This window comes from Moraxella bovis, from assembly GCF_002014975.1.
Classification (GTDB): Bacteria; Pseudomonadota; Gammaproteobacteria; order Pseudomonadales; family Moraxellaceae; genus Moraxella; species Moraxella bovis.
In genome coordinates, this window is record NZ_MUXV01000025.1 from 1 (window position 1) to 11,328 (window position 11,328).

Genomic DNA, 11,328 nt, shown 5'->3' on the forward strand with positions numbered 1-11,328 from the left:
TTAAGTTGAGAGTGGGGTATCCTTTTAAAATCATGTACCACAAGGGTCACAAGGGCAAATTGCAATTTGCTACACGCTTTTCCAAAATACATTGCCAAATAACAAAAACAAAAAGCACCCAAATTACTTTGAGTGCTTAGCCAATGATATTGGCAATTAGATTTTTTCAATCTCTTCGGCTTGTGGGCCTTTTTTGCCTTCGCCTAGAATGAACGCCACTTTTTGACCTTCGGCTAAGGTTTTAAAACCAGAACCAGTAATGGCACTGTAATGGGCGAATACGTCTTGACCGCCTGTATCTTGGGCGATAAAACCAAAACCTTTGGCTTCATTGAACCATTTAACAGTACCAGTAACTTTGTTTGACATGAGAGTTTTCCTTGAAAATGGGGAAATAATGGCAAAATGCCGTGAAAATATTTATGTTGCCAAAACCGCAAAATAAGTTAAAGATACGACGCTTAAACTCTATATCAAACCGATAAGTTGCCTTAATGGTTCAGTAATAAATCTAACATACGCCCTGATACCAGCACTCGTCCGCAAGTTATCAAAGTCGTTTTTTCGCACAAGGCGAACAAAACACAATCTATGGTACATAAATACCGTACAGCTAGTATAACAAAGTTTTTATCAAAAAGGGGATTTATTTTTGTAATTTTACAAAAAAGGCAAATCAGTGTAGGGCAAGGCAAGCATACTCACGCAAAGCACAGCAAAGACAAGGGCAAACGACTGCGTATAAGTTAGGTATTTGGTGGACAAGACGATGTCTTTGGGGTCGTCTGGCAAATCATCGCCCATAAGACGCATACCAACAAACCAGCTCGTGAGCGAATACACACCATAAACCACAGGCACACAAATGAGTAAGCCCTGAAATTCCAAAAAATACAACGCCACGCCCGAGATGATGAACCATGACGATGTCAAAATGCTGATGATAGCAAAGGCGGTACTTTGGGGAAGTTTGCCTTTGTTTTTTGTTACCCAAGCCGATTCCACCCACGTCAACACCGCAATCACCAAACTTGCCAACACATATAAAATGGACAAATCAGAAAGGCTGTTTAAAAAATGTAGAAAGTTATGCGTTATCATGCGTGGGCTACAAATCAGATAAATGAGCAATTATACCTTGATTGGGGCGTGGTGGCAAGGTGTGAATTTTATCAAATCTTTGGTATGATAGACCAAACCACCACACACAACCCCCATGAAACTGTCTTTATTATTGTATTTTATCATCAGTTTATTATTTGTCATTTCTTTTTTGCTCAATTGCTATGGTTATCAATTCGCAGGTTATTGGACAGAAAAAATCATCGCATGGATTTGGCTCATTCATACGGTATTTATCGTGATTTATCATTGGCAACATAAATTGACCAAAATCTATTTATCGGCATTAGGTGTTTTAGTGGTATTAAGTTTATTGCCCATGGGCATTGTATTTTTTGCTTTTTTAAATTTTATTGGGACATTTGGTGATTATCAAAGACTATCTATCAATGATGATTATCGTTTGGAAATGACCCAACATCAACCCTTATCCATGCCCAGAGTTTATATTTATCAAAGGCAATACGTCATCTTTGAAAAAATCATCTCCCGCCCAATCTTTTATCATATCATTGAAAAAACCACAGGATTAGACAAACTGCAATTTGATGAAAGAACCATATCCATTCAACAAGCCACGCTCATTCATCATGATAATCAAACGATTACCATTCGCTATCGCATTCATGATAAAGAAATGATAATGACTCATGATGATTGTTTTGCCCGCCAAAACCACTCTTTGGATTGTGGCGGGCAAAAAACAACCGCCCAACTCTGAGCGAATCGGACGGCTGTTTTGATTGACCATGAAAAGAAAATTAGTTTTTCTCTTTATCAATGATTTTGTTACCGCCAATCCAAGGCATCATCGCACGAAGTTTCGCCCCAGTTTTTTCAATTTCATGCTCGGCAGTGTTACGGCGACGGGCAGTCATAGACGGATAGTTTAGCTGACCCTCGCTGATAAACATCTTAGCGTATTCGCCTGATTGAATACGTTTTAGGGCGTTACGCATTGCCTCACGGGACTGCTCGTTGATGACTTCTACGCCTGTCACATACTCGCCAAACTCAGCGTTGTTAGAAATTGAGTAGTTCATGTCGGCAATACCGCCTTCGTACATCAAATCTACAATCAACTTCAATTCGTGCAAGCACTCAAAATACGCCATTTCAGGGGCGTAACCTGCTTCTACCAGGGTCTCAAAGCCCATTTTGACAAGCTCAACCGCACCACCGCAAAGAACGGCTTGTTCGCCAAATAGGTCGGTTTCGGTTTCGTCTTTAAAGGTCGTCTCGATGATGCCAGAGCGACCACCGCCCACACCACAAGCATAAGACAAAGCAAGTTGCTTAGCAGAACCTGACACATCACGCCAGATGGCGATAAGGTCAGGGATACCACCGCCTTTAACAAACTCAGAACGTACGGTATGACCAGGGGCTTTTGGGGCAACCATAATCACATCAAGGTCGGCACGGGGCTCAACTTGGTTGTAATGAATGGCAAAACCGTGAGCAAAAGCAAGGGTTGCACCTTGTTTGATATTTGGCTCAATGGTCTCTTTATAAAGCTGACGCTGAAATTCATCAGGGGTCAAAATCATGACAACGTCCGCACCAGCGACCGCATCGGCGGTTTCGGCAACTTTTAGACCAGCGTTCTCGGCTTTTTTCCAAGAAGCAGAGCCAGCACGCAGGCCTACAGTCACATCAACGCCTGAGTCTTTTAGGTTCAAGGCATGAGCATGACCTTGTGAGCCATAGCCGATGATGGCAACTTTTTTGCCTTGAATGATAGACAAATCACAATCTTTGTCATAATACACATTTAAGCTCATACGAGTTTCCTTAAAATAATGCCCATAGATAAATATCAGGGGGCGGGGGTTGAATTATTTACCAAAGCAAATTCACATTAAACTCAGTTAATTTACTGTCTTTGCTAATTAAAGTTAAATTTTCACTCATTGCTTGAGCAACAAGCATTCTATCAAAAGAGTCGGCATGGCTTTCTTGAAATTATCCTGCTAGGCGTGCGTGTTGTAATTTAATAGGCATTACTTCAAACTTATTTACCTACACCAATTTTTCAAAATCACGAATTACCAATTTTGCTTCATCCCATTTACCTTTATGGTATTTAATGCTCACCTCCCAAAGGTTAATAGGACTAACAAAAATGTGATTGTATGGACTAATAATGGTTTGCAAAGCAGTTTTTGACAAACTATCTTGCTGTGTCCACCACCAAACCGCGTGTGCGTATCCAACAAATATCTCATAAACTAATGCCATATTTATCGGTTTTATCGCCATTCCACCAAGCCAATTCTTCTTCACTCATTGGCTCAAACCAAAAATCATCATCGGTATGAATGTTCAAATGAGCAAGCAAACCTGAGGTTTTTAACTTTGATGCAAATTGATGTAAGAGCGTTAAATACACCTGTTCGCCTTGCACAACAAGCTGTACTTTCTGCTCATTTTGAATATAAGTCTGCACCGCAAGTGGTAGGCTTGCCAATTCTACGATCATATTTTTCTCGCAAAATCAATCAACAACAATCAAAGGCTCATAATATCTCTGTACACCACAAGAAACACGCCCCCAATCCGACAAACGCACACGAGCTTGATGAAAGTCGAAGGCTTCTTTGTTCACAAATTCTTCATAAACCCAAAACTTATCGGCATCGCTGTTGTCTTGTGTGATTTGAAATATCAAACAACCACTTTCTTGGCATGTTAAGTCAATGTGCTTTTTAAGTTCATCTAAAATAACTTGCCGATTGGTTTTAGGAATGATGATATGACCTTTTAAGACAACTTTTGCCATCACAAAGAAAGCGTCCGCTCGCCCCTTGCAATACCAATCACGCCAGAGCGTACCACTTCTAGGATTTTATCTCGTCCGATGACTTCAATAAAGCCATCTAACTTGCCTGCGTCCCCTGTGATAAGAATGGTGTAAAGGTTTGCCGATACATCCACGATTTGGGCTCGGAATATGTCTGCCGTGCGGTGCACTTCTTCACGGTATGCTCCTGTCGCTCGCACCTTGATAAGCATCAGCTCACGCTCAATCTGACTACCGCCAGAGACTTCGGACAGATTTTGGACTTTGACCACTTCAATGAGTTTATGAAGTTGTTTGGTAATCTGCTCAATCTTATCGGCGGTCGTAATCGTGGTCAGGGTAAGCCGTGATAATGTCGGGTCTTCGGTAGCGGCAACGTTTAGCGTATCAATGTTGTAGCCACGCTGACTAAACAGCCCCACCACACGAGACAGCGAGCCTGCTTCGTTTTCCATAAGTACCGAAATCAAGTGTTTTTGTAACTGTGCCATTAGGTACGCTCCCCTTTTGATAACCACATATCACGCATGGACTGCCCTGCCACTTGCATGGGATAGACGTGCTCACTTCTGTCCACATACACATCAATAAATACCAAACCGTCCATTTCTAGGGCTTCTTTTAGCTCCTCCTCCATAGTAGCAGGACTCGTAATTTTTACGCCTTTATGCCCATAGCTTTCGGCAAGTTTGACAAAATCAGGCAACGATTTCATATAACTTTGAGCATGGCGACCTTCGTACAGCATATCTTGCCATTGTTTTACCATACCAAGTTGGGCGTTGTTTAAATTTAAAATCTTAACAGGCAAATTATACTGCAAGCACGTTGATAGCTCTTGGATATTCATCTGAATGGAGCCTTCGCCTGTGATACAGACGACCGTTTTTTCGGGATAGGCAAGTTTTGCTGCCATGGCATAAGGCAAGCCCACACCCATGGTGCCAAGTCCGCCAGAGTTTAGCCATTGGCGTGGCTTGTCATATTTATAATAAAGGGCTGCGAACATTTGGTGCTGACCGACATCGGAGGTAATCATTGCTTTACCGTCTGTCAATTTACACAGCGTTTCAACAACACGTTGGGGCATGATCGCATGAACATCGGCGTCCGTGTCATCGCCATAACGCAGACCATGACGCTTACGCCATTCGCCTATTTGCGTCCACCAGTCGGCAAGGGCGTGCTCGTCTAGGCGTTTGTCGCTAGATTTGACAATGCTTACCATTTCGGTCAAGACAGGCTTGACATCGCCCACAATAGGGATATGAGCGTTAATGGTTTTTGAGATAGACGTTGGGTCAATGTCAATGTGGATAATGGTAGCGTTTGGGCAGAATTTTTTGACGTTGTTGGTAACACGGTCATCAAACCTTGCTCCCACCGCCAAAATAACGTCCGCATGGTGCATGGTCATATTGGCTTCATAAGTGCCGTGCATGCCAAGCATACCGACAAATTGCTCGCTCGTGGCAGGATATGCCCCTAGTCCCATGAGCGTGTTGGTAACGGGCAAATTTAACAAATTGGCAAGTTCACGAAGCTCATCGCTGGCATTACCTTGCACCACGCCACCGCCAGAGTAGAGTACAGGGCGTTTGGCAGACAGTAACACGTCTAGGGCTTTTTTGATTTGACCGCCATGTCCTTTTGATGTTGGCTGATAAGAGCGAATGTGAATCTCGCTTGGCATAAAATAGTCAAATTTATCGGCAGGGTTCGTCATGTCCTTTGGAATGTCCACCACCACAGGGCCAGGTCTGCCTGAGCTTGCGATAAAAAAGGCTTTTTTGATAATCGTGGGAATCTCGGCAGGGTTACGCACAACAAAGCTGTGCTTGACCACAGGGCGAGACACGCCAATCATGTCGCATTCTTGAAAGGCATCATCGCCAATCAGCGTGCTTGGCACTTGCCCTGCCAATACCACCATAGGAATGGAGTCCATGAACGCTGTGGCAATGGCGGTTACGGTGTTGGTAACGCCCGGCCCTGACGTGGCTAGCACCACACCTGTACGTCCTGTAACACGGCTATAAGCGTCAGCCATGTGTCCTGCCGCTTGCTCGTGGCGAACTAGGATATGCTCAATTTTGTCTTGCTTAAATAGGGCATCATAGATATGTAGCACCGCCCCGCCAGGATAGCCAAAGATATGGGTCACACCTTCATCAACTAAGGCTTGCACAAGCAGTTCTGCCCCGCTCATGGCAACGGTTTCGCCACGGGCAAGTTTGGCTTGATTTTCATGGAAATGTTTGGCAACGTCTGCCGTCTGAGTATGCCCCGTCATGTTGGGGACTTGGGTGGTTTGCTCTGTCATATCAATCCTTTTCCCAAATGGGGTGAAACAAAACAACTTACCAAAGACGTGGTACAAGGACTGACAAAAAGATGAAAATATCGTCTTGCAGACCGGTAAGTCTTGGGCAATGTTAAGTCGGTATGAATAAACGGTAATTTATTCGCTTGGGCTTAACAAACGTCTTTTTTGATATAAAAAACGCTGACTTATATAACTAATTTTTATAAGTTAAAAAAACTTTTGACAAATTTAGTTATTAAAACTAAGATTTTGCTATCTTACCCTAAAATTTCGCTTTTGCCAATACTTTTTTAAAGATTATTGTTAATTTTTTCAAATCACGCCAAATTTTGCCAAAAAGCGACAAATACCGCATTTATTTGCCTAATCGGTCTTGATTTTATCGTGGTTTTGTTGCAATATTAGCATTATTTTTTGCCGACTGTGGAGATGTGTTTGACATCATCCAACATTAAGGACTTTTCATGAAAATTCATACTTTAACTGCCCTACTTAGCATTGCCACTTTTGGTATTACCGCCAACGCCAACACCACCACGGTTTACAAAAGCGTGGGTAAACATGGCGAAGTACGCTATAGCCAAATGCAACCCAAAGACACCCAAAACTTTCAAATATTAGAGATGCGTAGCGATGGACGCACCGCTGACGCAGGACAACTGGCACAACAGCCTGCCACGCCTGCCCCTGCTCCAACGTCAGAAGCTCAGCGTATTGCCGACTTAGAACAGCAAAATAAAGCTCTACAAAACCAAGAGCTTGCCAATCGCTGTCAATCACTGCGTACTAACTTTGCCAACCTAACCATTGGTGGGCGTATCTTTGAAACCAACGCTCAAGGCGAAAAAGTCTATCTTAACGACCAAGAGATTAGTTCACGTCGTCAACGCCATCAACAGATGATTGACCAATACTGTCAAGGCGTCTAACTCTTTCATGTCACCCTATACCAAACCCTACCACCATCAAGTTGTAGGGTTTATTTTTTACTTAAATTTTTTGCTTACGCAATGTTGATGGCAAAATCCCCATCGCTTCACGGTACTTAGTCACGGTTCGCCGTGAAATACTCACGCCCTGCCCTTCTAACACGCCAGTAATATAAGCATCTGACAGGGGTTTTTTGGGGTCTTCATTTTGAATCATGCTTTGAATTTGGGCAGAGATGGCGATTGATGACACCTCGCCATCTTCACTATCCACACTAGATGAGAAAAAGTATTTTAATGGGTATAAACCCTGCGGGGTAAACATGCTCTTATTGGTGGTCAGTCGCGAGACGGTGGACTCATGCAGTCCAATCTCATCGGCGACATTTTTTAGGGTCAAAGGAATCATCGCTTCCACGCCCCGCTCCAAAAATCCCTGCTGACGGCGAACGATACAACTTGCCACTTTAAGTAAGTTTTGGTTGCGTTCATCGATACTGCGAATGAACAGGCGAGCATCATTTAGTTTATCTTTAAGATAAACATTATCATCGCCATCATCACCTTTTTTGATGAGACTGGCGTATTCTTGATTGATTTGTAAATTGGGGATAATGTCTTGGTTTAGCATCACTCGCCATGCGTCGGTATCGGTGACATTAACCAAAGATTTTTTGGCATATCTGCCTTTGGTCTCTTCTAAAGCGATGACTAAAATATCAGGAATATCAATACTTTGGTCAATACTACCTTCATTTTTATAAAACTCAGAAGCAGGCTCGGGATTAAGACTGCGGATAATCGCCATCGCCCCTTTTATCTCGGCAGAACTTAGGTCGGTATCCTGCATGAGTGCCTTGATGTTGTTCGTCTCCAAATGAGTGGTTGCCCCAAGCACCATATAAGCTTCATCGGCAAAAGGCAAATCAGGGTCATCTTTGGTCAGCTCGTCAAGTTGCAATCTTAGGCACTCAGGCAAGTTTCTCGCCCCCACGCCCGTTGGCGAACACGCCTGAATGCGTTGTAATACCGAAACAATCTCAGGCGGGCTAACCACCTCTTCCCACTGATAAAAGCTGGCAAGGGTCGCCAAATTCTGATACAGCTCATCCACGCCCAAACGGATATAACCCATCTCATCCATGGCATCCAGCAAATAATCCAAAATCAGCGACTCTTTGGCGTTCATGGGACTAAAATTCATCTGAAAACGTACGTGTTCTTGAATGCTAGTATGAGTCGCCCCCAAAAACTCATGCTCATCATCATGCCTGCCCGATGCACCAAAGTCGCCATCATACTCAAAATCAGGGGTATAGACATTATCCCAGTCGCTGTCCATCGCCCCGTCATCCAGCCCCGATTCAGTCAGTTTGTCATAACTGTCACTTTCAAAGGGCTCATCAAAACCATCTGAGTCTTGACTGTCATTTTTTTGCCAATTATTATCCGTCCAGTCATCCAAACTTAGCTCATCACGGTCAAACTCTACCTCAAAACTCTCATCAACCTGTTCAAGCAAAGGGTTGCTGTCCAGCTTCATCTGCACTTCTTGCTCTAATTCAAGGTGCGACAAAGCCAGCAGACGAATCGCCTGTTGCATTTGTGGGGTGAGTTTTTGGGATTGGTTTAAGCCAACGCCCAAGCCAAATGAGAGGCCCATGGGTGTACTACTGTCCTACTTATTAACATCTACCAATTTAAAATATCTACCAACTTTTAAATTTTACAACATTTTGGCATAATTTTTGCATAGATTTTGCTAAAAGGCGTAAATTTTACGACATAACACCCCAATAACGCCCATTATTGTTATTTTATAACTCATTTTCCTGCCTAAAATCCCATCACAACCCCATCCATCATAAAGATTACACCAACCATCAAGTTACCCCAAATTTGTCCAAAAGTTGCCTAGCTTGATAAATGGCTTTATAATAAATTCAAAGTTATTTGCCAGTAAGGACAACCATGCCAAAAATTGCCAACATTCAGCTAAATTCCCAAGATAACATTGATAACAATCTAGCCATTATCAAACAGGCTGTCTCTGTCGCCAAAGACAGCGGGGCGGATTTGGCGGTTTTGCCCGAAAATGCCTGCGTCATGGGGTCGCAAAAAGAGCTTGCCAGCCGTTTTGATGAAATGGTGGATTTTTATGCACGTCTTGCCCGTGATACCGACATTCATATCTTAGCAGGCACACTCCCCTGCCCTACTCGCCCTGATGGCACGCCCATAGACGGCAAATTAGACGGCAAGTTCCGCCAATCTAGCCTACTGTTTGACAATACAGGCACGCTCATCACCCGCTATGACAAAATCCATCTGTTTCGGGCGTCGGTGGCGGACGGCGTGGGCAGTTATGATGAAGGTCGCACCTTTGAAGCAGGCGATACGCCCGTGGTGGCTCACTGCATACTAGGCGGTGTGGCGGTGGGCATAGGGCTAACGGTGTGTTTTGATGTGCGATTTCCCACGCTTTATCAAAAAATTAGAGATATGGGGGCGGACATCATCACTGTGCCGTCTGCCTTTACCCATACCACAGGCAAAACCCATTGGCAATCCTTACTGACCGCTCGTGCCTTGGACAGTCAATGCCTCATCATCGGCTCAGCACAAGGTGGCACGCACCATTTTACCCACAAGGACAAGCCCCAAACCCGTCAAACATGGGGGCATGGCATGATAGTCAATGCCAATGGGCAAATCGTGAGTGGTACAGACACGACAGACGGTGGCGACTTTATAATCATTTATGCTGATTTTGATAAAGATGAGCAAGATGATATTCGTAAAAATATGCCGATATTTGAATTTCGGGTGGAATTATAATTAAGGCTTTTTGGCGGTCGCCCTAGGGTGCGTTTTGTCGTAAACCTTGGTCAATGACCCAAAGTCCACATGGGTATAAATCTGCGTGGTGCTAAGGTTGCTATGCCCCAACAGCTCCTGCACCGCACGCAAATCACCACTAGATGACAACAGGTGCGACGCAAAACTGTGGCGAAGCAAATGTGGATGCAAACTCTGGGCGATACCTGCCCGAGTGGCACACAGCGACAGACGAAGCTGTATCGCACGCTCGCTTAGTCTTTTGCCATGTAGCTCACTGATGAACAACGCCTTGACGGTACTGGCAGGCGTGATGTCATCAGGCTTGGCAGTTTTGGCGACTTTTTTGGCTTGCCATGATGTGCGATAAGGCAGGTAGGCATTGATGGCTTGTATCGCCTTGGTACCAACAGGAACGACACGCATTTTTTTGCCTTTGCCCAGCACCCTAACCGATTTGGCGGTCAAATCCACATCCGCCACATCAAGCGATGCCAGCTCCGCCAAACGCAGTCCGCTACTGTACATCAGCTCAAACATCGCCTTATCTCGCACCCACAAATCCGCCTGCTCGGGGTCATCGGGTGGGGCTTGCTCCAAAAGCTGTGTCATCAAATCCACATCCAACACCACAGGCAAGGGCTTGGGAGCGGATTTTAGGCGATAACCGATGGTCGGGTTACAGATACTCGCTTTGTCGTCTGTTGTCCGCTCCTGCTCGTTGATGGCAAACTGATAAAACCGCTTGATGGCAGAAATGTCCCGTTTGACACTCGCCGTCTGCACCCTATCCTGCTCCAACCGTGTCACGACATACCACTCCAAATCCTTGGGGCGACAGTCCTGCCAGTCCACGCCATAACGCCCCAAAAACTCGCCAAAGCGGTGCATGCTCGCCCGATACGCCGACAGCGTGTGGGGCGAATAATTCTGCCCTGTCAGTGACGACAGCCAACGCTCTATCGCTGATAGCAGAGTCTGAGCCGTGGCTTGTCTTGGGTCTGTATCATGGCTAATGGGCATGTCATGAGCCTGCTCTGCTTGCCTAGCTAGGCTTGGCGGATGAACGCCACTGGATGATTGGGCGGAGTGGGCTTGGTTTAAAATGGCGGACAGTCTCATGGCTATGGCTATTATTGGATAAATGCTAGATAAGTATTGGATAAATATCGGGCAAATTATTTGGGTGGATTTGGTAAATTGGTAAAATCAGACTAGGAAATTTAGGAACAACTATCTTATCACGATTTGTCATGACAACCAAATTATCTTGGATTATGTTAAATAATTTTCCCAATTTTCCCAATTTT

At 44.4% G+C, this 11,328-nt stretch carries 12 protein-coding genes; 3 read left to right on the top strand and 9 right to left on the bottom strand.

Annotation, left to right across the window (positions count from 1 at the left end; genetic code table 11):
- Positions 1 to 156 precede the first annotated feature (156 nt).
- The gene (locus B0182_RS06370) at positions 157 to 369 is read right to left on the bottom strand and encodes a cold-shock protein (RefSeq protein WP_078274114.1); all 213 of its coding nucleotides are present in this window, start codon (positions 367 to 369) and stop codon (positions 157 to 159) included.
- Positions 370 to 660: 291 nt separating this feature from the next.
- Positions 661 to 1,101: a hypothetical protein gene (locus B0182_RS06375; RefSeq protein WP_078274115.1), complete on the bottom strand. Its 441-nt coding sequence runs from the start codon at positions 1,099 to 1,101 to the stop codon at positions 661 to 663.
- Positions 1,102 to 1,216: 115 nt separating this feature from the next.
- Between B0182_RS06375 and B0182_RS06380 the strand changes: the two genes are divergently transcribed.
- Positions 1,217 to 1,843: a hypothetical protein gene (locus tag B0182_RS06380; RefSeq protein ID WP_078274116.1), complete on the top strand. Its 627-nt coding sequence runs from the start codon at positions 1,217 to 1,219 to the stop codon at positions 1,841 to 1,843.
- A 40-nt stretch (positions 1,844 to 1,883) separates the two neighbouring features.
- On the opposite strand, the gene ilvC is transcribed toward B0182_RS06380, so the two are convergent.
- The 5 genes from ilvC to B0182_RS06410 all read right to left on the bottom strand — a co-directional run bounded on the left by ilvC (position 1,884) and on the right by B0182_RS06410 (position 6,134).
- Complete coding sequence (ilvC, locus tag B0182_RS06385) at positions 1,884 to 2,906, bottom strand: ketol-acid reductoisomerase (RefSeq protein ID WP_078274117.1); 1,023 nt, start codon at positions 2,904 to 2,906, stop codon at positions 1,884 to 1,886.
- Positions 2,907 to 3,346: 440 nt separating this feature from the next.
- Positions 3,347 to 3,604: a hypothetical protein gene (locus tag B0182_RS06395; protein ID WP_078274119.1), complete on the bottom strand. Its 258-nt coding sequence runs from the start codon at positions 3,602 to 3,604 to the stop codon at positions 3,347 to 3,349.
- A 15-nt stretch (positions 3,605 to 3,619) separates the two neighbouring features.
- The gene (locus B0182_RS06400; protein ID WP_078274120.1) at positions 3,620 to 3,904 is read right to left on the bottom strand and encodes a putative quinol monooxygenase; all 285 of its coding nucleotides are present in this window, start codon (positions 3,902 to 3,904) and stop codon (positions 3,620 to 3,622) included.
- On the bottom strand, positions 3,904 to 4,416 hold the full coding sequence (gene ilvN / locus B0182_RS06405) for an acetolactate synthase small subunit (RefSeq protein ID WP_078274121.1): 513 nt from the start codon (positions 4,414 to 4,416) through the stop codon (positions 3,904 to 3,906). The genes B0182_RS06400 and ilvN overlap by 1 nt, the downstream gene beginning before the upstream one ends.
- Positions 4,416 to 6,134, bottom strand: coding sequence for an acetolactate synthase 3 large subunit (locus tag B0182_RS06410; protein WP_228157831.1), 1,719 nt, complete (start codon positions 6,132 to 6,134; stop codon positions 4,416 to 4,418). The genes ilvN and B0182_RS06410 overlap by 1 nt, the downstream gene beginning before the upstream one ends.
- Before the next feature lie 581 nt (positions 6,135 to 6,715).
- On the opposite strand from B0182_RS06410, the gene B0182_RS06415 reads away from it, so the two are divergent.
- On the top strand, positions 6,716 to 7,180 hold the full coding sequence (locus B0182_RS06415) for a hypothetical protein (protein ID WP_078274123.1): 465 nt from the start codon (positions 6,716 to 6,718) through the stop codon (positions 7,178 to 7,180).
- Positions 7,181 to 7,241: 61 nt separating this feature from the next.
- On the opposite strand, the gene rpoN is transcribed toward B0182_RS06415, so the two are convergent.
- On the bottom strand, positions 7,242 to 8,843 hold the full coding sequence (gene rpoN, locus B0182_RS06420) for an RNA polymerase factor sigma-54 (RefSeq protein ID WP_078274124.1): 1,602 nt from the start codon (positions 8,841 to 8,843) through the stop codon (positions 7,242 to 7,244).
- Positions 8,844 to 9,151: 308 nt separating this feature from the next.
- Here rpoN and B0182_RS06425 point away from each other — a divergent pair, with 308 nt between their 5' ends.
- Positions 9,152 to 10,018 (top strand): nitrilase-related carbon-nitrogen hydrolase, encoded by an 867-nt coding sequence (locus tag B0182_RS06425; RefSeq protein ID WP_078274125.1) that lies wholly within the window; start codon positions 9,152 to 9,154, stop codon positions 10,016 to 10,018.
- Here the strand turns inward: B0182_RS06425 and B0182_RS06430 are convergent, their stop codons facing one another.
- Positions 10,019 to 11,041, bottom strand: coding sequence for a tyrosine recombinase XerC (locus B0182_RS06430; protein WP_078274196.1), 1,023 nt, complete (start codon positions 11,039 to 11,041; stop codon positions 10,019 to 10,021). It abuts the gene before it with no gap.
- Between the last annotated feature and the right edge of the window lie 287 nt (positions 11,042 to 11,328).